The sequence below is a fragment of the Novosphingobium album (ex Hu et al. 2023) genome (assembly GCF_022832385.1).
In the GTDB taxonomy this organism is placed as follows: domain Bacteria; phylum Pseudomonadota; class Alphaproteobacteria; order Sphingomonadales; family Sphingomonadaceae; genus Novosphingobium; species Novosphingobium album.
The window spans coordinates 17,036-38,035 of record NZ_JALHLE010000005.1; the positions used below are offsets into that span (position 1 = coordinate 17,036).

Below are 21,000 nucleotides of genomic sequence, written 5' to 3' on the forward strand. Positions count from 1 at the left end.
AGCGGACTAACCAGAACGGAATGAGAACGCAATTGCTTTAATCGGCGCCCTGCTCCAAGCTTGCCGAATGCGGCAGAAAGAACTGCGGATCGCGCTGGTATGTTACGGAGGTGTCAGCCTCGCCGTCTACATGCATGGCGTGACGAAGGAATTGTGGAAAGCGATGCAGGCAAGCCGGGCGCTGTGGTCCGGCGAACCCGATCCGCTGGGAATTGCCGGGGTCTATCTGCGGTTGCTGCGGCGGCTCGAACAGGGCAGCAACCTGCGGCTGCGGGTGATGACCGATATCGTTGCAGGGGCGTCCGCGGGCGGGATCAACTCGGTCTTTCTGGCGCAGGCGATTCATTCAGGACGTTCGCTCGAACCGCTTACCGAGCTCTGGCTGGAAACGGCCGACGTGGATGTACTGCTCGATCCCGAGGCGCGGCCATGGTCCCGCATGGCCAAGTTCTGGGCAAGCCCGATCGTTTCCTATCTCCTCCACCGGCCAGGCAATGCCGTCAGTGCCAGCGTGGCGCCCGAAACGCGCGCCGAAGTGCGGGAAAAGCTGTCACGCCTTATCCGCTCGCGATGGTTCGAACCGCCCTTCAGCGGCATCGGTTTTTCCCGTCTGCTGTGCCGCGCGATGATGGCAATGGAAGACACGCCCGCAGGCCGTCCGCTGCTGCCGGAAAACCATCCGCTCGATCTTTTCGTGACGGCCACGGACTTCAAGGGGCATCTCGAAACACTGCATCTGCATTCGCCCGAACAAGTGCTGGAGAGTGAGCACCGCCTGACAATTGGCTTTCACGCAAAGGCGCCGGGCGAAGGCGGGCACACGCTGGCAGCCATTCCCGAACTCGTGCTGGCCGCACGTTCCACCGCCAGTTTTCCCGGCGCGTTCCCGCCGCTGCAACTGGCGGAAATCGACCAGCTCATGCGCGAAAAGCACGGAGCCTGGCCCGAACGGGAGGCGTTTCTCCATCGTATCATGCCCGCCCACATGCGGCGTGGCGACATCGATTCCGTCTCGCTCATCGACGGGTCAGTGCTCGTCAATGCCCCGTTTGCCGATGCGATGTCCGTTCTGCGCGACCGGCCCGCCGCGAGGGAAGTGGATCGCCGTTTCGTCTATATCGACCCAACCCCCGATCCGGTGGGCGCAGCCGCCCGCAGCGACAAGCGCGCTCCGGGGTTCTTTCCGGTGATTTTCGGGTCGCTGTCATCCATTCCCCGCGAACAGCCGATTCGCGACAACCTCGAGGCGCTTGAACGCGATTCGCGCGAAAAAAGCGCGCTGCGTGATGTGGTCCAGGCGCTTCGTCCTGAAATCGAGGAAGCGGTCGAGAAGCTCTTTGGCTACACCCTGTTTCTCAACCGGCCCACGCCCAAGCGCCTTGCTGCCTGGCGCACCAGGGCGCAGCAGGCCGCGTTCGATCAGGCAGGCTTTGCCTATCACGGCTACGCCCAGATCAAGTACAGCGGCATTGTCGTCACGCTCGGACGTCTCATCTTCGAAGCCGCCCCGGAACTGGGGCTGCCAAATGCGGCCCCGATCCGCGAGCGACTGTTCGCGCATCTGGAAGCCAGCGGCATCGATCGCATGAAGACGCTGCGCGACACCAAGTCGCCCACGATGATTTCCTTCTTTCGCACCCACGACCTTGCCTTCCGGATCCGGCGGCTGCGCCTGCTGGCGCGGCGCGTCACGCAGGAATGGGAAAGCGAGATCGAGGTGACCGAGCAGGATCGCGACGATGCCCGCACCGCGATCTACAAGGCGCTGGCACTCTATATCGACCGCGAGCCCGCGGATGCTCTGGGCGAGGAATTCCCGGCACTGGCCCGCGCCGTCTTCGAGGATCCGCAGCCCGTGCTCGATCATATCGCCAGGCGGCATAACCTGATGGAAACGGACAATCAGGTTGACGAATTGCTGGCAGAAGCGCTGGCGGCGATGCCGCATGCGCTGCGGCGGCGGATGCTGCTCGCCTATCTCGGGTTCCCGTTCTACGACACCGTAACGCTGCCGCTGCTGCGCGGCGAAGGGTTGACGGAATTCGATCCGGTGCAGGTCGACCGAATCTCGCCTGACGACTGCAACGCCATCCGCCATGGCGGCGCGCGAGAGACGCTTCGGGGAACCGAGTTCTACAACTTCGGCGCGTTCTTCAGCCGCGCCTACCGCGAGAACGACTACCTGTGGGGACGGCTGCATGGTGCGGAAAGGCTGATCGACCTGATCGCATCTACGCTCGGCGCGGAACACGCCTTGCCGCAGCGCGACATGCACCAGTTCCGCCGCGAGGCCTTCCTGGCGATCCTCGACGAGGAAAAGGGCCGGCTACAGGCCGACCCCGGCCTGATCGACGGGATCAGGCGCGAGGTCATGGCGCTGTAACGCGCCCCTTTCGCTATTCGGTCAGATCGTTCCAGGCATCCTTGATGCGGTCAAAGAAACCCTTTGACTGCGGGCACTCCTCGCCGGTTTCGGTCTCCTGCAACTCACGCAGCAGTTCCTTCTGGCGCGCGGTGAGCTTGGTCGGCGTTTCCACCGTGATCTCGATGACGAGATCGCCGCGGCCCCTGCCCTGCAGCACCGGCATGCCGGACCCACGCTTGCGAAGCTGCTTGCCCGACTGAATGCCCGCCGGAATGTCGATCGCAATCATCTCGCCATCAATGCCGGGGATCTCGATCGAACCGCCCAGAGCCGCCGTGGTGAACGTGATCGGCACGCGCGTGATCAGTGTCGTGCCGTCGCGCTCGAACACCTTGTGCCGCTTGACGTGCAGGAAGATGTAGAGGTCGCCCGGAGGTGCTCCGAACGGCCCCGCTTCGCCCTTGCCGGACAGACGGATGCGGGTGCCGGAATCGACGCCCGGCGGAACGTCCACCTGCAGCGTCTGCGGCATGTCGACACGGCCTTCGCCGCCGCACGAGCGGCACGGCTTTTCGATCACCTCGCCCCGGCCATGGCAGGTCGGGCAGGTGCGTTCGACCACGAAGAAGCCCTGCTGGGCGCGGACCTTGCCGTGGCCAGCGCACATCTGGCAGGTGCGCTTGCTGGTGCCCGGCTCGGCGCCGGAGCCCGAGCAGGGTTCGCAGGTCTGCGAAACCTCGATAGTGATCTCGGTCTGCTTGCCACGGAACGCCTCTTCGAGGCTGACCTCCATGTCATAGCGCAGGTCGGCGCCTCGACGCTGCTGCTGGCGGCCGCCGCCAGCGCCGCCAAAGGCGCTGCCGAAGATGGATTCGAAAATATCGCCGATGTCGCCGAACTCGGCGCCCATCCCGCCCGCACCGCCACCGCCCATGCCCTGCTGGAACGCGGCATGGCCGTACTGGTCGTAGGCGGCCCGCTTTTGCGGGTCCTTGAGGACGTCATACGCCTCGTTGATCTGCTTGAAGCGCGCCTCGGAATCCGAGCACCCGGGATTCTTGTCCGGGTGGTAGCGCATGGCGAGCTTGCGGTAGGCCGACTTCAGGACCTTGTCGTCGGCGTCGCGCGAAACTTCGAGCAGTTCGTAGTAGTCAATTTCAGTAGCTGACACGGTGTATCCCCCGCAGATAACCTAACCGCCACCGGCGCGGATTGCACCGGTGGCGGTCATGGTTTTCATCAGGACGCTCAGCCCTTGTTTTCGTCGACTTCCGAGAACTCGGCGTCGACCACGTCTTCGTCGCCAGCCGGAGCCTCGGCGCCCGGAGAAGCCGCAGATGCCTGCTCCTTCTCGTAGATCGCCTGGCCCATCTTCATGGCCACCTGGGTCAGTTCCTGTGCCTTGGCATTGATGTCCTCGGCATCGCCGCCTTCGAGCGCGGTCTTGGTCGCAGCAAGTGCGGCCTCGACTTCACCCTTGAGCGAAGCGTCGATCTTGTCGCCGTTCTCGGCCAGCTGCTGCTCGGTCGCGTGGACGAGGCTGTCGGCATTGTTGCGGGCCTCGGCGGCTTCGCGGCGCTTCTTGTCCTCTTCGGCGAACTTCTCTGCATCCTTGACCATCTGGTCGATGTCGGAGTCCGAAAGACCACCCGACGCCTGGATGCGGATCTGCTGTTCCTTGCCGGTGCCCTTGTCCTTGGCGGACACATTGACGATGCCGTTGGCGTCGATGTCGAAGGTGACTTCGATCTGCGGCACGCCGCGGCGCGCCGGCGGGATGCCGACGAGGTCGAACTGGCCGAGGAGCTTGTTGTCCTGTGCCATCTCGCGCTCGCCCTGGAACACGCGGATCGTCACCGCCTGCTGGTTGTCCTCGGCGGTCGAGTAAACCTGGCTCTTCTTGGTCGGGATCGTCGTGTTGCGGTCGATCATCTTGGTCATGATGCCGCCCAGCGTCTCGATGCCCAGCGACAGCGGGGTCACGTCGAGCAGCAGCACGTCCTTGACGTCGCCCTGCAGCACGCCGGCCTGGATCGCAGCACCCATGGCCACGACTTCGTCCGGGTTCACACCGGTGTGCGGTTCCTTGCCGAAGAATTCCTTCACGACTTCGCGAACCTTGGGCATGCGGGTCATGCCGCCGACGAGAACGACTTCGTCGATTTCCGAAGCGGTCACGCCGGCATCGGCCAGCGCCTTCTTGCAAGGGTCGATCGTGCGCTTGATGAGGTCGGCAACCATCTTCTCGAGGTCCGAACGGGTGACCGTCTCGACCAGGTGAAGCGGGGTCGTCGCGCCGCCTTCCATGCGCGCGGTGATGAAGGGCAGGTTGATCTCGGTCGAAGCCGTGCTCGACAGCTCGATCTTCGCCTTCTCGGCCGCTTCCTTCAGGCGCTGCAGAGCGAGCTTGTCAGTCCGCAGGTCCATGTTCTCCTTGGCCTTGAACTTGTCGGCCAGCCATTCGACCAGCTTGGTGTCGAAGTCCTCACCGCCCAGGAAGGTGTCGCCGTTGGTCGACTTCACTTCGAACACGCCGTCGCCGATCTCGAGGATCGAGACGTCGAAGGTGCCGCCGCCAAGGTCGTAGACGGCGATGGTCTTGCCGTCCTGCTTCTCGAGGCCATAGGCCAGCGCGGCCGCCGTCGGCTCGTTGATGATGCGCAGCACTTCAAGACCCGCGATCTGGCCGGCGTCCTTGGTCGCCTGGCGCTGTGCGTCGTTGAAGTAGGCAGGCACGGTGATGACGGCCTGCGTCACGGTCTCGCCAAGATAGCTCTCGGCGGTTTCCTTCATCTTCTGCAGGGTGAAGGCGGAAATCTGCGAGGGGCTGTACTCTTCACCGCCCGCGCTGACCCATGCGTCGCCGTTCTTGCCCTTCACGATGTGATAGGGAACGAGCTCGGTGTCCTTCTTGGTCACCGGGTCGTCGAAGCGGCGGCCGATGAGGCGCTTCACTGCGAAGATAGTATTGTCACCGTTGGTCACGGCCTGGCGCTTCGCGGGCTGGCCGATCAGGCGCTCACCATCCTTGGTGAAAGCGACGATCGACGGCGTCGTGCGCGCGCCTTCCGAATTCTCGATGACCTTGGGCTTGCCGCCGTCCATCACGGACACGCAGCTGTTGGTGGTACCAAGGTCGATGCCGATTACTTTTGCCATTTAACCCCATTCCTCACGTCAGTGGTTGACACCGCGCGGATCACCTCCCCCGAAAGGCAAGGCACTTTGCGCAGCTCGATGACGTTCCAAGTCGTCGGAGGGCGATATAGGAGCGGTTTTTGTTGGAACAAGAGCGGCGGGGTGGCATTAGGTACGCGAATTTTCTCAAGGCTTGAAACCGGGGTATCCTGTCCGTGAAACCGTTCAGCAAGTTCGCTTTTCTTTGCACAGCTGCAGCACTCGCGGCGCTTGCAGGCTGCCAGCAGGCTCCTTCGCCCGCACCAGAAGGAACAACTTCGGAAGTCCCGGGCCCCGATGCCCGCCTCGGCATTGCCGTAAGCGACGGACGCCTGGTCCTGCCAATCGTGGCGGGCCGCCCCGCCGCAGCCTACTTTTCCGTTCGCAATGACGGCGCTGCCAACGCGACGCTCGCCGGTGTCCATGTCGCGGGTGCCGCCAAGGCAGAGATGCACAAGACCGAAGGTGGCACCATGAGCCCTGTCGACTCCGTCGAGATCGCACCGGGAACGACGATCGAATTCGCACCGGGCGGTTACCACGTCATGGCCTTCGAACTGTCGGACAGCCTGAAGCCGGGCAGCACTACGGAACTCACCTTTACGTTCTCCGATGGCGACAAGGTCTCCATGCCCGTGCGTATCGAAAGGATGGGTGACGGCATGCATGATCATGGCGGTTCCGGGATGGAAGGAATGGGTCACTGACGGCACTGCCCGGCGAGCACTCATGCCGGCCGGGCGCCGAACGGCCGCTAACAGCCGGTGAAATGCAGCTTGTCCGGTCGGTATTCGGCAAGGCCATTGACTGCAGCCCGGTCCGCATACGCCGGCGGCGATGGTTTCCCTTTCAGCCTGCAGGCACTGTCATGGCGCCCTGCGGCCATCTGCACTTTCATCCCCGCTCGGAAGGCTATTGCGACGATTTCTCGCAAGGCACAATCGCGATGCAGGGCCTGTTCATTCATGAAATGACGCATGTCTGGCAAACCCAGACCCGGGGGCGCTGGTACCTTCCCCTGATGCGCCATCCCTTCAGCCGCTACAGCTACGCGCTGCAGCCGGGCTGGACGCTGGAACGCTACGGCATCGAACAGCAGGCCGAAATCGTGCGGCATGTCTTTCTGCTGTCGCACGGCATTGCCGTGCCGGGCGCGGAGCCGTTGACGCGATACAAAGGCGTATTGCCGTTTGCCCCCGGCTGACCGAGGCCACTGCCACACTGCATTCCACTCGTCCGGGATTGCCGGGCGTGCAGCGCAACCTTCGCGTCACCCGATTACGTACATCACACATTACCCGGAGGGCGTCGATTTAAGGAACAAACGTTATCATCGCTGCGAAATCCCCCCGTAAGAGGCCTTTGATGGTTATTCGAAAGAAGATTGGCGTCATCACGATACTCGCAGCCGTGGGCCTGCTGGCCACCGTGGCCGTGGGCTTGTGGACCCTGGGCAGATCAATGCAGGATGACGTCGCAAAGGCCACGCGGCAGAATGTCGAATCCGTCTACGGTATCCTCGAGCATTTCCATTCTCTGGAAACAAGCGGAACTCTCTCACGCGATGAAGCCCAAAAGGCGGCTCTCGCGACGATTTCAGCGCTGCGTTACGATGGAGAGAACTATTTCTGGGTCAATGACATGGCCCCGAACATGCTGATGCATCCGCTGAAACCGGCCCTGGACGGCACCGACATCTCGGGACTTACCGACGCCTCCGGTGAACCCATGTTCGTCAAGATGGTCGATGTGGTCAAGAAGGACGGACAAGGCTTCGTCGACTACAATTGGGACAAGCCCTCCGGCGAAAAGGCCGTACCCAAGATCAGCTACGTGAAGGGTTTCGCGCCCTGGGGCTGGATTGTCGGAACAGGCGTCTACGTCGACGATATCCGTTCCGCCATCATTTCCCACGCTGTCACGCTGGCGATTGGCGTATTTCTCCTGCTGTCGGTGGTTGTCTACGTCAGCCACCGCCTGGGCAATTCTATCACCGTACCGGTCGAAACGCTTACCGAGCGCATGCGCGCGCTGGCGGAGGGCGATGTCGACAGCGAAATCCCCGGCCTCGATCGAGCCGACGAGATCGGCAAGATGTCACAGGCACTCGCGGTATTCCGCGACGCAGCCATTGCCAAGGCCGTGGCCGAAGCGAACCAGCAACAGGCCGTCGACAAGGTCGGAGAACATCTCGAACGGCTTTCACGCGGCGACTTGTCGGACCGTCTCGATTCCATGCCTGCCGGCTACGAAGCGCTCCGCACCAATTTCAATGCGGCCCTGGAGGGGCTCGAAACGGCGATGCTGACCGTGCGGGAAAATACGATCAACGTCAGCGACGCCTCGAACGAGATCCGCAACGCCTCGGATGACCTTGCCCGGCGCAGCGAACGTCAGGCGGCATCGCTCGAAGCCATTGCCCGCGCCCTGGTCGAGGTTACAGAAGCCATTCGATCGACCGCGCTTGATGCCCGCGAAGCGAACAATGTCGTGACCGAAGCATCGACCCAGGCCCAGCGTTCGGGCGAGATTGTCCACCGCGCCGTCAGGTCGATGGATGAGATCCGTACCGCCTCGACGAGTGTCCACGACGTGATCGCGGTGATCGACAGCATCTCGTTCCAGACGAACCTGCTGGCTCTCAACGCAGGCGTCGAAGCGGCACGTGCGGGTCCGGCGGGCAAGGGCTTTGCTGTCGTCGCAGAGGAAGTGCGCGCGCTGTCTCTGCGCTCGTCTGAAGCGGCGAAGGAAGTCAACGAGCAGGTGAACGCCCTGGTCGGCCAGGTCACAACCGGGGTCGAGGCCGTGAGCGAAGCCGGTCAGCTGCTCGAACGGATTTCTGCCATGATCTACGAAATCAGCACGATCGTGACAAACATTGCCGGATCTGCCGAACGTCAGGCCACCAGCGTAACCGAAGTCAGCTCGCGCGCAACCGGGCTCGAGGAAATGACGCAACAGAACGCGGCCATGGCCGAAGAAGCCACCGCAGCCTGTTCGAACCTTGCGTCGAATGCTTCGGTTCTGATGTCGGAAGTCAGCCGTTTTCAGGTCAGCGAAAAGCGTCCAGGCCCGGCAGCGCGGAAACTGGCCCGCGTCGCCTGACGCCGCGGGCCTGACATTCCGGAAATGCTTCAGTCCGGCTTTTTCGCGACCGCGACCATGGCGGGGCGAAGGAGCCGGTCCTTGATCATGTAACCGGCCTGCAGTTCCTGCACGACCGTCCCCGGTTCGGCATCGGCCGAGGGCACTTCGAGCATCGCCTGATGCTGGTTCGGATCGAGCGGCAGGCCTGTCGCGGCAATGCGGCTGATCCCGTGCGACGCAAAAACCTTGTCGATTTCACGCGAAGTCGCCTCGATACCGGCAACAAGGCCTTTCAGCTTTTCATCGTCGCGCAGATCTGCGGGAATGGCGGTCAAGGCGCGCGCCAGATTGTCGGCTACCGACAGGATGTCGCGCGCAAAGCCCGTTGCCGCGTAAGCGCGTGTGTCGGCAATGTCCTTTTCCAGGCGGCGCCGCACATTCTGCGTTTCCGCCTTGGCGTAGAGCACATCCTGCTTCGCGACTTCGAGGTCCTCGCGCAGCCTGACGAGCTCTTCGTTTTCGCCCTGCTTGTCCAGCATTTCCTCCGGCACACCCTTGAGTTCATCGGCCGCCGCCGTGTCTTCTGGCGACTGGGTCTTGTCTTCGTTCATTATCTTAAGGTTCCAGCTATCCGATAAGCTTGCCCAGGCTCTGGGCGGTGAAATCCACCATGGGGACGACCCGCGCATAATTCAACCGAGTCGGGCCGATAACCCCCACCACGCCAACCACGCGCCCCTCCCGGTCCCGGTACGGCGATGCGATCACCGAAGAACCGGAAAGTGCGAAAAGGTGGTTTTCAGACCCGATGAAAATGCGCGTCGATTGCGCTTCGCGCGCCATGTCGAGAAGATCGGCAACCGATTGCTTGTTCTCGAGATCGTCGAGCAACGAGCGCACGCGCTCAAGATCGGAAACCGCATTGTCGTCCAGCAGGTTGGCCTGGCCGCGCACGATCAAGACCGGACGCTGCATGGCATCCTCACTCCACACAGCAAGGCCGCGTTCGACCAGATCACGGCTTGCGGAATCAAGGGCCGATTGTCCCGATGCAATCTCGGCCCGCATCAGCCGGGCCGCATCCGACAGCGTCCGGCCGGCGAGCCTCGCGGAAATATAATTGGATGCTTCCTCCAGCGCGCTGGAGGACAGCCCGACCGGCATTTCCAGCACCCGGTTTTCGACCCCACCATCTTCCCCAACCAGCACCGCCAGCGCGCGATCAGGGGTCAACGCCACAAGTTGCAACTGCATCAGTCGCGGCTCCCGCCTCGGCACCATGACGACGCCCGCTCCCGACGACAAATTCGAAAGGAGCGCGCTGGTCGCCTCCAGTGCGGCTTCGATCGGGCCCGGCGCGGCAATGCGACTTTCGATCGCAGCGCGCTCTTCGGCAGTGGGCTCTGCAACCTGCATTATGCCATCAACGAACAGCCGCAATCCGGCGTCGGTCGGCAGGCGCCCGGCGCTGGTGTGCGGTGCGGCGAGCAGGCCAAGTCCCTCCAGATCGGCCAGCACCGAACGGATCGAGGCGGACGACAGGTTTACACTGCCCTGTCCGGCCAGCGCCTTCGAGCCGACCGGCGTTCCGGTGGCGAGATACCCTTCTACCACGAGACGGAAAATCTCGCGGGCCCGGGTGGTCAGTTCGTTGATCGGCTGCGTCGGCATTTCACCTGCAATTTAGGCAATGGGCTTGCAGCCTCAAGCCTTATGCGCAAAGGGGCGGCGCGTAATCCACGATAAGGACATGCCCAATGCGCCCTTCCGGCCGTGCCCCTGATGAAATGCGTCCCATCGAAATCCTCACCGGCTACACCAAGCATGCCGAAGGTTCGGTGCTGATCTCCTTTGGCGATACCCGCGTGCTGGTGACTGCCAGTGTCGAGGAAAAGGTCCCCTCGTTCCTGCGCGGCAAGGGTGAAGGCTGGGTGACGGCGGAATATTCGATGCTGCCCCGCGCCACGCACACCCGCGGATCGCGTGAAGCGGCCAAGGGCAAGCAGTCGGGCCGCACGCAGGAAATCCAGCGCCTCATCGGCCGCTCGCTGCGCGCTGTCGTCGACATGAAGAAGCTCGGCGAACGCCAGATCGTGCTCGATTGCGACGTCATCCAGGCCGACGGCGGCACCCGCACGGCCTCGATCTCGGGCGCATGGGTCGCACTGCGTCTCGCAGTCGACAAGCTGATGGCCGAGGGCAAAATCAAGGAAGACCCGATCGAAGCGCGCGTCGCTGCAATCTCCTGTGGCATCTGCGAAGGCACGCCGGTGCTCGACCTCGACTATATCGAGGACAGTTCGGCCGATGCCGATGCCAACTTCGTGCTGATCGAAGGCGGCAAGATCGCCGAGGCACAGGCCACCGCCGAAGGCGCGACCTATGACGAGGAAGGCCTGCTGCGCCTGCTCCGCCTTGCCCGCATCGGCTGCGACCGCATCTATGCAGCACAGGCCGAAGCCGTCGCCAGCACGCCACGGTAACAAAACGTTACTGCCATTCTCCGGGACGGAAGTGGCAGTAACTTTAATTCACCAAGACGTTCCGGCAGGCTGGCAAGGCCACCATTCGACCCCGTGCAGGACTGTGAGATGACCCGCAAACTCGACAACAAGCGTCTTGTCATTGCCACGCACAACGCGGGCAAGCTCAGGGAAATCTCCGCCCTGCTCGCGCCGTACGGAATCGAATGCCTCTCCGCCGGTCAGCTAGGACTGCCCGAGCCGGAAGAGACCGGCACGACCTTCGTCGAAAACGCACTGATCAAGGCCCATGCCGCCGCGAAGGCCGCGCAGCTTCCCGCGCTAGCCGACGACAGCGGCCTTTCGGTTACGGCTCTGGGCGGCAAGCCCGGCGTCTACACCGCCGACTGGGCCGAACGGCAATGGTTTGAAGGCGATCCCGGCCGCGACTGGTACATGGCGATGGGCAAAGTCGAAGGTCTGCTGTGCGAACAAGGGCCGGATGTCGACCGCTCCTGCTGGTTCTCCTGCGTCCTCGCGATCGCCTGGCCCGAAGGCGACGAGGCGGTCTATGATGGCCGCGTCAACGGCAACTTTTCGTGGCCACCACGCGGGACCATGGGCTTCGGCTACGATCCCGTCTTCGTGCCTGAAGGCCGTGAGGTGACCTTCGCCCAGCTCGATCCCGAGGAAAAGCACCGGATCAGCCACCGCGCCGATGCTTTCGCCAAGCTGGTCGCGGAGCAGTTCGGCGGCTAGACTCACGGCTTATGGCGCGAGCGCTCTACATCCACTGGCCGTTCTGCCTCGCAAAGTGCCCCTATTGCGACTTCAACAGCCATGTCCGCGAGACAGTGGACCATGCCCGCTGGGAACAGGCCCTGCTAGCAGACATGCGGCACGAACGGGCGATGGTACAAGACGAGCCGCTTGAAAGCATTTTCTTCGGCGGCGGCACACCTTCATTGATGCCCCCTGCTCTCGTCGAACGCCTGCTGCGCGAGGCCGAGGACCTCTGGGGCTTTACGCAGGGCATCGAGATCACGCTGGAGGGCAATCCCTCTTCGGTGGAAGCAGCGAACTATGCCGCATTGGCTGCGGCAGGTGTAAACCGCGTTTCGCTCGGCGTGCAGGCGCTCGACGATGAAACGCTGCAGTTCCTTGGCCGCCTCCACAATGCTGCCGAAGCATTGACTGCACTGGACGTTGCACAACAGCATTTCGGCCGCGTCAGCTTCGATCTGATCTATGCCCGCCCGGACCAATCACTGGCCAAATGGCAAGCCGAACTGGCGCGCGCACTGTCATTCGGCACGGGACATTTGTCGCTCTACCAGCTCACGATCGAGCCGGGCACGCGGTTCGAGACGATGGTTCGCAAGGCCGAGTTCGCGCCGCTCGATGAAGACGCCTGCGCCGACATGTTCGCCCTGACTCGCGACATGACAGCTGAGGCCGGGCTTGCCGCCTACGAAGTGAGCAACCATGCCCGCCCCGGAGAGGAGAGCCGCCACAACCTCACCTACTGGCGCTATCAGGATTATTGCGGCATCGGCCCCGGCGCGCATGGGCGGCGTGCAGGACAGGCGACCGTTCGGCATCGCAAGCCGGAGAACTGGCTGCAGGCCATTAGCCAGTCCGGTAACGGAATTAGCGAAACCCGCCCTCTCGGTACGCGCGAACAGGCGAGCGAAGCCATGCTGATGGGCCTGCGTCTGCGCGAAGGTGTCGATCTCGAAGCCACGACCGCGCGTTTCAGCCTTGCATCCACAGAGGTGCTCGATGAAGCGAAAGCCCGGTTCTACGAAAAGCAAGGCCTCGTCTGGCAGACGGGCTCGCGCCTCGGTGTCACCGACGAAGGAATGCCGCTGCTGGACGGCCTGCTCGCGGAACTCGTTCCCGCCTCGCTTGTGGAACCATGACCAAGGCGGACATCCTCGAAGCCTGGGGCAAGCATCTGGCACAGGAGAGCCGCCGCAGCCCGCATACGGTGCGCGCCTATGTCGCAACTGCTGCCCGCCTGCTCGACACTCTGGACGAAACTGATTGGGCCGGACTGGCTCGACTCGAGGCAGCAGACCTGCGGCGCCAGCTTGCGGCGCGGCGGCAGGACGGGATCGGCAATGTCTCCGCCGCGCGCGAGCTGTCAGCGCTCAAGGGGTTCCTTGCCTTTGCCCGCGAACAGGTAGGGATGGCCGATGCCAGACCGCCACGCCTGCGCGGTCCCCGCATCAAGAAGGGCCTGCCGCGCCCGGTCACGCCGGACGAGGCGGTGAACCTTGCTGTTGCCGTGGAAGAGGATGCGGCGGAACCGTGGATCGGTTCGCGTGATCGCGCAGTGCTGCTGCTGCTCTACGGCGCCGGGCTGCGCATTGCCGAAGCGCTTTCGCTGACCGGCGCGTGCGTTCCGCTTGGCGAGACGCTCATGGTCACCGGCAAGGGAGGCAAGCAGCGCGTCGTGCCACTGCTACCCATCATTCGCGATGGCGTGGCGGACTATCTTGCCAAGTGCCCATGGCCCTTCGAACGCGATGCGGCGCTGTTCCGGGGCGCCAAGGGCGGACCGCTTTCGCAAGGCATGGTGCAAAAGGCCATGGCGCGGGCGCGCATTGCGCTGGGCCTGCCGGCCACCGCGACACCGCATGCCATGCGCCACAGCTTCGCCACGCATCTGCTCGGCGCAGGCGCCGATTTGCGCTCGCTGCAGGAACTGCTGGGCCACGCCTCGCTCGGCTCAACCCAGATCTACACCAAGGTGGATGCCGCGACGCTTCTCGACGTCTATCGCAACGCGCATCCACGCGAACGCGAGTGATCCGGGTCAGCCCTCGCTCTCGTCAGATGCAAGCAGGAACTTCCAGATCACGCCGCCCAGTGCGCCGCCAACCAGCGGCGCTATCCAGAACAGCCAGAGCTGGCTGAGAGCGGCGGTTTCCGCAAAGAAGGCAACCCCCGTCGAGCGTGCCGGATTGACTGAAGTATTGGTCACCGGGATCGAGATGAGGTGAATGAGCGTCAACGCCAGACCGATCGCGATCGGCGCAAAACCGGCAGGAACCAGCTTCGACGTCGATCCTAGAATGACGATGAGGAAGCCCGCGGTCAGGATCACTTCGATCAGCAGCGCAGCCTGCATGGAATAACCGCCGGGCGACAAGGCGTCGTACCCGTTCGAAGCGAAACCGCCCGGCGCAAAACCGTCCTTGCCCGAAGCAATGGCATAGAGCGCGACGCCTGCCACCAGCGCGCCAATAACTTGTGCGATCCAGTAGGGCACGAGGTCCTTCCACGAAAACCGGCCGCCAACAGCCAGCCCCAGCGAAACAGCAGGGTTGAAATGGCCGCCCGAAATGCCCCCGACGGCATAGGCCATGGTCAAGACGGTCAGGCCGAAAGCGAGAGCTACACCCGCAAAGCCAATGCCGAGGTCCGGAAACGCAGCGGCAAGCACCGCCGATCCGCAGCCACCGAACACAAGCCAGAACGTGCCGAACAGTTCTGCTGCCAATTTCTTACCCACAGTGCCACTCCCTTCCCGTTGCCATGACACAGCGCTATGCGCCGACAAGCAGCCCCCAAATCGGGACAGTTACCCGTGTACCGCCAATATTTCCCCGCAATGGCGGGAGGAATTACCAGCGGTTCAGACACAATCGGGGTGTATGGTTAACGATGAATTCTTGCACTGTCGACGTCGCAAGTACGGCTAGGCGCGTGGCTTCCACCTCAGCATGCGCCAGATGTAGAACAGGATCGTCAAGATCCCCAAGCCAATGACGGTCCAGCCGATCCAGGCCTCCGCGCGGGCGAAAGTGTGCCCCAGCCATTGGCCGCCGAGAATAAGGCCCGCATTCCAGATGGCCGCTCCCATGGCCGTAAACAGCAGGAAGCGCACGTGCCCCATGTGGGCCAGCCCTGCCGGGATCGAAATCACCGTGCGGAACATCGGGGCAAAGCGCAGGAGAAATACCACCCAGTGGCCATGCCGCTGCAGGAAGCGCCCGGCGATCTGCACATCGTGCCATTCGAGCGTGAGCCAGCGTCCCCACCGATCTACAACAGGGCGCAACCTCTCGTAACCGAGCCGGTCAGCCGCGAGGAACAGGACGTAGTTGCCCAGCGTCGAACCAACCGTTCCCCAAAGGAGGACAGGCCAGAAGCTCATGTGCCCGCGCGCGACGGCGATCCCGGCGACGCCCATGATCACTTCGGAGGGGATCGGCGGGATGATGTTCTCCAGCGCCATCAGGAACACGATGCCCGGATAGCCGCCTTGCGCGATGACTTCGTAGATCCAGTTACCCACCGGACAGTCCCCGGCAGATTACATGGCGGCGTGCCGCGCCTCGATCGCTTCCCAGATCTTCGCACCGGTGTCGGTGCCGTTGAACCGGTCGATCGCCACGATCCCTGTGGGTGAAGTCACGTTGATTTCGGTCAGCCATTTTCCGCCAATCACGTCGATACCGACGAAAACCAGCCCCCGCGCCTTCAGTTCCGGGCCGAGCGCCGCGCAGATCTCTTCTTCGGCTGAAGTGAGCCCGCAAGCCTCCGCCGATCCGCCAACCGCGAGGTTGGAGCGGAACTCGCCCTCGCCCGGCTTGCGATTGATGGCCCCGGCAAACTCGCCGTCCACCAGCACTATGCGCTTGTCGCCCTCGGACACGTCGGGAAGGAAGGGCTGCACCATGAACGGTTCGACCCAGGCGTTCTGGAACATCTCGACCAGCGCGCCGAGATTGCTGCCGTCTGCGGGCACGCGGAACACCGCCTTGCCGCCATTGCCGTGAAGCGGCTTGACCACGAGATCACCCGCCAGCCCCTGCGCCACCATGCGCTGCTGGAACAGCTTCACGTCCTCGATCCGCCGCGCGATGAACGTGGGAGGCATGAACCGGGCATAGTCCAGCACAAAGACCTTCTCGGGCGCATTGCGGACCGAAGCCGGATCGTTGACCACCAGCGTCTGCCCGGCGAGACGCTCGAGCAAATGCGTCGCGGTGATGTAGCCGAGATCAAACGGGGGATCCTGCCGCATCAGGACCACGTCGATATCGGCGACAAGGTCGATAAGCCGGTACTCGCCGCGCGTGAAGTGTGCGCCTTCCACGCGCTGCACCGTTACCGGCGCGCCCCAGCAGGTCAGCTTTCCGCCTGCACCCTCTGAGGTGTCGTAGGCGAGCGTCCGCACGTCATAATGAAAAAGGGTGTGTCCGCGTGCCTGCGCCGCCAGCATCAGCGCGAAGGAAGAGTCCCCCGCGATCTTGATGGTTTCGAGCGGATCCATCTGGACGGCGATGCGTAGGGACATGAAGGGAATTCCTGTTTGGGTGCCAGCGGAGCGCGGCCTAGCCCCTATTGGGGGGCAGCGCGACCCCTTTCAAGCGCCCGGTTGCCAGACATTCACCAGACGGCGAGGCCAGCGTCCCGGCGAGACGAAGATCACATCGATCCGCTGCGTGTCAGCTGGCCTGGCAAAGCGGGGAGCGATGGCCTCGGCCGCTGCTGCCACCCGGCGAAGGCTGGCCGGGCTGACAGCGCGATCCAGTTCTGTTCCTGACGCGCGCCACTTCACCTCAACAAAGCAGACGGTCCTGCCGCGCCGCGCGACAATATCGATCTCACCCCGGGCAGAGCGCACGCGGCGCGCCAGCACGCGCCACCCGCTCAGCCAAAGATAAAATGCTGCCCAGGCCTCCCCTCGCCGCCCGGCCTTTTCTGCACGGGCGCGGTTTCTGTTCACTTCAGTTCCATGGCCCGGGCGTAAAGGTCCTTGCGATCAAGACCGGTGGCTTTGGCAACTTTGGCAGCCGCTTGCGAGGGCTTCGCTTCGGATAGTTCCCGCAGCAGCAGGGCATCCACGTCGATGTCCGCCACGGGCTCATCCGAAGGCGGCGCCACGAGGAGGACGATTTCGCCCTTCGGCGGGTGCGCGGTGTAGTGCGCTGCGAGTTCCTCAGGCGTGCCGCTGCGGCATTCCTCGAACTTCTTGGTGAGTTCACGGGCCACAGCGACTTCCCTTCCGGGCAGAACCGTATCAATCGCCTGCAGTGCCGCATCGAGGCGCGGCGCCGTTTCATAAAACACCAAAGTCGCTGGCACGCCGGCCAGTTCCGAAAGCATGTCTTCCCGGGCCTTGGACTTGTTGGGCAGGAATCCGGCGAACAGGAACCGGTCGTTGGGCAAGCCCGAAAGCGTCATGGCGACCACTGCCGCGTTCGGCCCGGGCACGCTGGTCACGACAATACCGCGTTCCCGTGCTGTCCGAACCAGACGGTATCCCGGATCGGAAATCAGCGGCGTTCCGGCATCGCTGACCAGCGCCACCGGCTGGCTTTCCATCAGTGCTAGCAAGCGTTCGCGGTCGCCCTCCCCGGCATGATCGTCATACCGGATCAGCTTCTTCTTGAGCCCCAGATGGTGCAGCAACTTTCCGGTGACGCGGGTGTCCTCGCAGGCCACGGCATCGACCCCGCGCAACACTTCCACCGCTCGAAACGTTATATCGCCCAGGTTGCCAATCGGGGTGGCGACTATATACAGCCCCGGCGAAAGAGATTGTTCCATCGCGGGACTCATGGCCAAGTACCTTGGGAGCGGCAAGAGATGAATGACAAGAGCCTGAATTCCCGTGTTATTTCTCTGATAAATCGGCGGAATTTTCTCACCGCAAGCGCCATGGCGCTGCTGGCCGGCTGTGCTGTCGTGCCCAAGGCTCCGCCGCCTTCGGGCCCGGCACCGGAACCCACGCCCACGGAAAGCGTGATCCCCACGGACACCGAACACCATCGCATTGCCCTGCTGGTTCCGGTGACCGGCAAGAACGCCGCTGTCGGCCAGTCGATCGCCAACGCCGCGAACATGGCGCTGCTCGACACCGGGGCCAAGAACCTGCGCGTGACGACCTACGATACGGCGGCCAACCCTGCCGACGCTGCCCGGCGCGCGCTGGCTGACGGCAACCACCTGATCCTGGGCCCGCTGCTCGCCGACAACATTCCAGCAGTGGCGGCCGTTGCTCGCCCGGCGAAAGTACCGCTGATTTCCTTCTCGAACGACGAAGCGGCAGCAGGCAAGGACGTCTTCATCATGGGCAATCTGCCGGGCCAGTCGATCGCCCGAACTGTGGACTATGCCCGTTCGCAGGGCATTTCCGCCTTCGCCGCGCTGATCCCTCGTGGCGAATACGGCGACCGGGCGAGCGCCGCCCTGCTCTCCTCCGTGCGTGCCAGCGGCGGCGCGGTGATTGCCATGGAACCCTATGACCGGACCGCAGCCTCGATCAACGCAGCGGCAACCCGGATCAAGGCCAAGAGCGGATACGGCGCGCTGCTCGTTGCCGATGCCGGTGGCCTGTCGGCCCATGCGGCCACCACTTTCCGCGCCGGCGGCGGCAATGCCAATGTCCGCCTTCTCGGAACCGAGCTGTGGGGTGGCGAACGCGAACTGGCCACGTCCGCGGCCTTGAACGGCGCCTGGTTCTCGACCGTTTCAGACCAGCGTTTCGCGCAATTCTCAAAGAGCTACCGTTCGCGGTTCGGCGCACCGCCGTTCCGGATCGCGACACTGGGTTACGATGCGGTTCTGCTAACCTTGCGCGTCTCGCGTGACTGGAAAGTCGGCAAGGGATTCCCGACCGCCGAAATGATGGAAAGCGGAGGTTTCCTTGGGCTGGACGGCCCCTTCCGCTTCACCCGCGACGGGATCGTCGAACGCGCGCTGGAAGTGCGCGAAGTGCAAGGCGGAACGGTCAAGGTGGTCAGCCCGGCACCGGGCAAGTTTGCCAACTGACTACAAGCCGTTCGTTTCGGCGCGCTTGCGGCTGCGGATAAGCACAAGAGCGCGCTTGATCGCGGATTCGCGCGCTGCGTATAGTCGTGCCCATGTCTGACGACCTCTTCGACAAGCTCCCCGCTTCGGGCGGGGATTCCTACGATGGTTCCGCGATCGAAGTGCTGGAGGGGCTGGAGCCCGTCCGGCGGCGTCCCGGCATGTACATCGGCGGCACCGACGAGCGCGCACTGCACCACCTCGCTGCCGAAGTGCTCGACAATGCGATGGACGAAGCGGTCGCTGGCCACGCCAACCGCATCGAGGTGACGCTGGAAGAAGAGCCGGGAACGGCTGGCCGGATCACGATCACAGACAACGGCCGGGGCATTCCTGTCGACGAGCACCCCAAGTATCCCGGCAAGTCGGCACTCGAAGTGATCCTCTCCACGCTGCACTCGGGCGGCAAGTTCTCGGGCAAGGCCTATGCGACCTCGGGCGGTCTGCACGGCGTCGGCATCTCGGTGGTGAACGCGCTGTCGGTGAAGACGCGGGTCGAAGTGGCGCGCAACAAGGAACTCTACGCACAGGAATTTTCGCGTGGGCAAACGCTGGGGCCGATCCAGAAGGTGGGCGCGGCCCCCAACCGGCGCGGCACGGCGGTGACGTTCACGCCCGACACCGAAATCTTTGGCGACCAGAAATTCAAGCCCGCCCGGCTGTTCAAGCTGGTGCGCTCGAAGGCTTACCTGTTCGCCGGCGTCGAGATCCGCTGGAAATGCTCGCCCGCGCTGGCGAGCGAGGATGTGCCGGCCGAAGCGACCTTCCAGTTCCCCGGCGGTCTTGCCGACCACCTTGCCGAACAGATCGGCACCCGCGAATGCGTGACCAGCCAGTTCTTCTCGGGCTCGCAGGACTTTCCGGCCGGCGAGGATGGTTCGGAACAGGGCCGCGTCGAATGGGCGATTGCCTGGCCGCTCTATTCGGACGGTTCGTATTCGTGGTACTGCAACACGATCCCGACCCCCGATGGCGGCACCCACGAACAGGGCCTGCGCGCCGCACTGACCAAGGGCATCCGCGCCTTCGCCGATCTCGTCGGCCAGAAGAAGGCCAAGGACATCACACCTGACGACGTCATCACCGGCTCGGAAGTGATGTTGTCGGTCTTCATCCGCGACCCGCAGTTCCAGAGCCAGACCAAGGACCGGCTCACCAGCCCCGAAGCCGCGCGTCTGGTCGAGAACGCCATTCGTGACCACTTCGACCACTTCCTCACTGACAACCTCGAACGCGGCAAGGCGCTGCTCGGCTCGATCATGGAGCGCATGGACGAGCGCCTGCGCCGCAAGGCCGAACGCGATGTCAAACGCAAGACCGCGACCAATGCAAAGAAGCTGCGCCTGCCCGGCAAGCTCACCGACTGTTCGGGCGAAGGTGACGGCGAGACCGAACTGTTCATCGTCGAAGGCGACAGCGCGGGCGGCTCGGCCAAGCAGGCACGGGATCGCAAGACGCAGGCCATCCTCCCGATCCGCGGCAAGATCCTGAACGTCGCCAGCGCCACGGCTGACAAGATCCGCGCCAACGCCGAAATCGCCGACCTCGGTCTCGCGCTGGGGTGCGGCACGCGCAAGGACTGCAATGCGGACGCGCTGCGCTACGATCGCGTGATCATCATGACCGATGCCGATGTCGACGGCGCACACATCGCGACGCTGCTGATGACGTTCTTCTTTCAGGAAATGCCGGACATCGTGCGGCGCGGCCATCTCTACCTCGCACAGCCGCCGCTCTACCGGCTGACGGCCGGGTCGACCTCGGCCTATGCCCGCGACGATGCCCACCGTGCCGAACTGGAAGCGACCCAGTTCAAGGGCAAGAAAGTCGAAGTCGGCCGCTTCAAGGGGCTCGGCGAGATGAACCCGCAGCAATTGCGCGAGACCACGATGGCGCCAGCATCGCGCTCGCTGATCCGCATCACCTTGCCGCCCGAATACGAAGACCGCGCGGCGGTGAAGGATCTCGTCGACCGGCTGATGGGCCGCAACCCTGAGCACCGTTTCGAGTTCATCCAGAACCGCGCCGGAGAAATCGACCGCGACTTGATTGACGCGTAAAGGCCTCCCAATTCCCGCT

General features: G+C 63.6%; 19 protein-coding genes. 10 read left to right on the forward strand and 9 right to left on the reverse strand.

Features of this window, described 5'->3' with window-relative positions:
- Window positions 1–67: 67 nt before the first annotated feature.
- Entirely contained in the window at window positions 68–2,383 is a 2,316-nt protein-coding gene (locus MTR64_RS04050) for a patatin-like protein (RefSeq protein ID WP_243991122.1), read from the forward strand.
- A gap of 13 nt (window positions 2,384–2,396) precedes the next feature.
- Here the strand turns inward: MTR64_RS04050 and dnaJ are convergent, their stop codons facing one another.
- Window positions 2,397–3,536: a molecular chaperone DnaJ gene (dnaJ, locus tag MTR64_RS04055; protein WP_243991123.1), complete on the reverse strand. Its 1,140-nt coding sequence runs from the start codon at window positions 3,534–3,536 to the stop codon at window positions 2,397–2,399.
- Window positions 3,537–3,613: 77 nt separating this feature from the next.
- Window positions 3,614–5,524, reverse strand: coding sequence for a molecular chaperone DnaK (gene dnaK / locus MTR64_RS04060; protein ID WP_243991124.1), 1,911 nt, complete (start codon window positions 5,522–5,524; stop codon window positions 3,614–3,616).
- 365 nt (window positions 5,525–5,889) lie between these two features.
- Here dnaK and MTR64_RS04065 point away from each other — a divergent pair, with 365 nt between their 5' ends.
- From MTR64_RS04065 to MTR64_RS04075, 3 genes are all read left to right on the forward strand, one after another.
- The gene (locus MTR64_RS04065; RefSeq protein ID WP_243991125.1) at window positions 5,890–6,249 is read left to right on the forward strand and encodes a copper chaperone PCu(A)C; all 360 of its coding nucleotides are present in this window, start codon (window positions 5,890–5,892) and stop codon (window positions 6,247–6,249) included.
- A gap of 239 nt (window positions 6,250–6,488) precedes the next feature.
- Complete coding sequence (locus tag MTR64_RS21545; protein WP_419144912.1) at window positions 6,489–6,746, forward strand: hypothetical protein; 258 nt, start codon at window positions 6,489–6,491, stop codon at window positions 6,744–6,746.
- A 161-nt stretch (window positions 6,747–6,907) separates the two neighbouring features.
- Window positions 6,908–8,647 carry a cache domain-containing protein gene (locus tag MTR64_RS04075; RefSeq protein WP_243991127.1) on the forward strand — a complete coding sequence of 580 codons (1,740 nt, stop codon included), beginning with the start codon at window positions 6,908–6,910 and terminating at the stop codon, window positions 8,645–8,647.
- Between the two features lie 29 nt (window positions 8,648–8,676).
- On the opposite strand, the gene grpE is transcribed toward MTR64_RS04075, so the two are convergent.
- Together grpE and hrcA are read right to left on the reverse strand one after the other, a co-directional pair.
- Complete coding sequence (gene grpE / locus MTR64_RS04080; RefSeq protein ID WP_243991128.1) at window positions 8,677–9,240, reverse strand: nucleotide exchange factor GrpE; 564 nt, start codon at window positions 9,238–9,240, stop codon at window positions 8,677–8,679.
- A gap of 16 nt (window positions 9,241–9,256) precedes the next feature.
- Window positions 9,257–10,300 carry a heat-inducible transcriptional repressor HrcA gene (gene hrcA, locus MTR64_RS04085; protein ID WP_243991129.1) on the reverse strand — a complete coding sequence of 348 codons (1,044 nt, stop codon included), beginning with the start codon at window positions 10,298–10,300 and terminating at the stop codon, window positions 9,257–9,259.
- 86 nt (window positions 10,301–10,386) lie between these two features.
- Between hrcA and rph the strand changes: the two genes are divergently transcribed.
- From rph to MTR64_RS04105, 4 genes are all read left to right on the forward strand, one after another.
- The gene (gene rph / locus MTR64_RS04090) at window positions 10,387–11,112 is read left to right on the forward strand and encodes a ribonuclease PH (protein ID WP_243991130.1); all 726 of its coding nucleotides are present in this window, start codon (window positions 10,387–10,389) and stop codon (window positions 11,110–11,112) included.
- A 108-nt stretch (window positions 11,113–11,220) separates the two neighbouring features.
- Window positions 11,221–11,850 carry an RdgB/HAM1 family non-canonical purine NTP pyrophosphatase gene (gene rdgB, locus MTR64_RS04095; RefSeq protein WP_243991131.1) on the forward strand — a complete coding sequence of 210 codons (630 nt, stop codon included), beginning with the start codon at window positions 11,221–11,223 and terminating at the stop codon, window positions 11,848–11,850.
- Window positions 11,851–11,861: 11 nt separating this feature from the next.
- Window positions 11,862–13,013, forward strand: a complete 1,152-nt coding sequence (gene hemW / locus MTR64_RS04100; protein WP_243991132.1) for a radical SAM family heme chaperone HemW — start codon at window positions 11,862–11,864, stop codon at window positions 13,011–13,013.
- On the forward strand, window positions 13,010–13,906 hold the full coding sequence (locus MTR64_RS04105) for a tyrosine recombinase XerC (protein WP_243991133.1): 897 nt from the start codon (window positions 13,010–13,012) through the stop codon (window positions 13,904–13,906). Before hemW ends, MTR64_RS04105 begins: the two co-directional genes overlap by 4 nt.
- A gap of 6 nt (window positions 13,907–13,912) precedes the next feature.
- Here MTR64_RS04105 and aqpZ read toward each other — a convergent pair whose 3' ends face one another.
- The 5 genes from aqpZ to rsmI form a co-directional block, all read right to left on the reverse strand.
- On the reverse strand, window positions 13,913–14,611 hold the full coding sequence (gene aqpZ, locus MTR64_RS04110) for an aquaporin Z (RefSeq protein WP_243991134.1): 699 nt from the start codon (window positions 14,609–14,611) through the stop codon (window positions 13,913–13,915).
- Window positions 14,612–14,797: 186 nt separating this feature from the next.
- Entirely contained in the window at window positions 14,798–15,397 is a 600-nt protein-coding gene (locus MTR64_RS04115; protein ID WP_243991135.1) for a DedA family protein, read from the reverse strand.
- An 18-nt stretch (window positions 15,398–15,415) separates the two neighbouring features.
- Window positions 15,416–16,402 (reverse strand): glutathione synthase, encoded by a 987-nt coding sequence (gene gshB, locus MTR64_RS04120; protein WP_243991136.1) that lies wholly within the window; start codon window positions 16,400–16,402, stop codon window positions 15,416–15,418.
- A gap of 69 nt (window positions 16,403–16,471) precedes the next feature.
- Window positions 16,472–16,834 (reverse strand): YraN family protein, encoded by a 363-nt coding sequence (locus MTR64_RS04125; protein WP_243991137.1) that lies wholly within the window; start codon window positions 16,832–16,834, stop codon window positions 16,472–16,474.
- Entirely contained in the window at window positions 16,831–17,658 is an 828-nt protein-coding gene (gene rsmI, locus MTR64_RS04130) for a 16S rRNA (cytidine(1402)-2'-O)-methyltransferase (protein WP_243991138.1), read from the reverse strand. The genes MTR64_RS04125 and rsmI overlap by 4 nt, the downstream gene beginning before the upstream one ends.
- Before the next feature lie 111 nt (window positions 17,659–17,769).
- Here rsmI and MTR64_RS04135 point away from each other — a divergent pair, with 111 nt between their 5' ends.
- Both MTR64_RS04135 and parE read left to right on the forward strand, forming a co-directional pair.
- The gene (locus MTR64_RS04135) at window positions 17,770–18,882 is read left to right on the forward strand and encodes a penicillin-binding protein activator (RefSeq protein WP_243991139.1); all 1,113 of its coding nucleotides are present in this window, start codon (window positions 17,770–17,772) and stop codon (window positions 18,880–18,882) included.
- 92 nt (window positions 18,883–18,974) lie between these two features.
- Window positions 18,975–20,981: a DNA topoisomerase IV subunit B gene (parE, locus tag MTR64_RS04140; RefSeq protein WP_243991140.1), complete on the forward strand. Its 2,007-nt coding sequence runs from the start codon at window positions 18,975–18,977 to the stop codon at window positions 20,979–20,981.
- Window positions 20,982–21,000: the final 19 nt, after the last annotated feature.

What these genes read in the sequence shown, in the direction of transcription:
- MTR64_RS04050 (WP_243991122.1), top strand. Translation starts at nt 68, where the DNA reads ATGCGGCAGAAAGAACTGCGGATCGCGCTGGTATGTTACGGAGGTGTC.
- dnaK (WP_243991124.1), bottom strand. Translation starts at nt 5,524, where the DNA reads ATGGCAAAAGTAATCGGCATCGACCTTGGTACCACCAACAGCTGCGTG.
- MTR64_RS21545 (WP_419144912.1), top strand. Translation starts at nt 6,489, where the DNA reads ATGCAGGGCCTGTTCATTCATGAAATGACGCATGTCTGGCAAACCCAG.
- MTR64_RS04075 (WP_243991127.1), top strand. Translation starts at nt 6,908, where the DNA reads ATGGTTATTCGAAAGAAGATTGGCGTCATCACGATACTCGCAGCCGTG.
- grpE (WP_243991128.1), bottom strand. Translation starts at nt 9,240, where the DNA reads ATGAACGAAGACAAGACCCAGTCGCCAGAAGACACGGCGGCGGCCGAT.
- hrcA (WP_243991129.1), bottom strand. Translation starts at nt 10,300, where the DNA reads ATGCCGACGCAGCCGATCAACGAACTGACCACCCGGGCCCGCGAGATT.
- rph (WP_243991130.1), top strand. Translation starts at nt 10,387, where the DNA reads ATGCGCCCTTCCGGCCGTGCCCCTGATGAAATGCGTCCCATCGAAATC.
- rdgB (WP_243991131.1), top strand. Translation starts at nt 11,221, where the DNA reads ATGACCCGCAAACTCGACAACAAGCGTCTTGTCATTGCCACGCACAAC.
- hemW (WP_243991132.1), top strand. Translation starts at nt 11,862, where the DNA reads ATGGCGCGAGCGCTCTACATCCACTGGCCGTTCTGCCTCGCAAAGTGC.
- MTR64_RS04105 (WP_243991133.1), top strand. Translation starts at nt 13,010, where the DNA reads ATGACCAAGGCGGACATCCTCGAAGCCTGGGGCAAGCATCTGGCACAG.
- gshB (WP_243991136.1), bottom strand. Translation starts at nt 16,402, where the DNA reads ATGTCCCTACGCATCGCCGTCCAGATGGATCCGCTCGAAACCATCAAG.
- rsmI (WP_243991138.1), bottom strand. Translation starts at nt 17,658, where the DNA reads ATGGAACAATCTCTTTCGCCGGGGCTGTATATAGTCGCCACCCCGATT.
- MTR64_RS04135 (WP_243991139.1), top strand. Translation starts at nt 17,770, where the DNA reads ATGGCGCTGCTGGCCGGCTGTGCTGTCGTGCCCAAGGCTCCGCCGCCT.
- parE (WP_243991140.1), top strand. Translation starts at nt 18,975, where the DNA reads ATGTCTGACGACCTCTTCGACAAGCTCCCCGCTTCGGGCGGGGATTCC.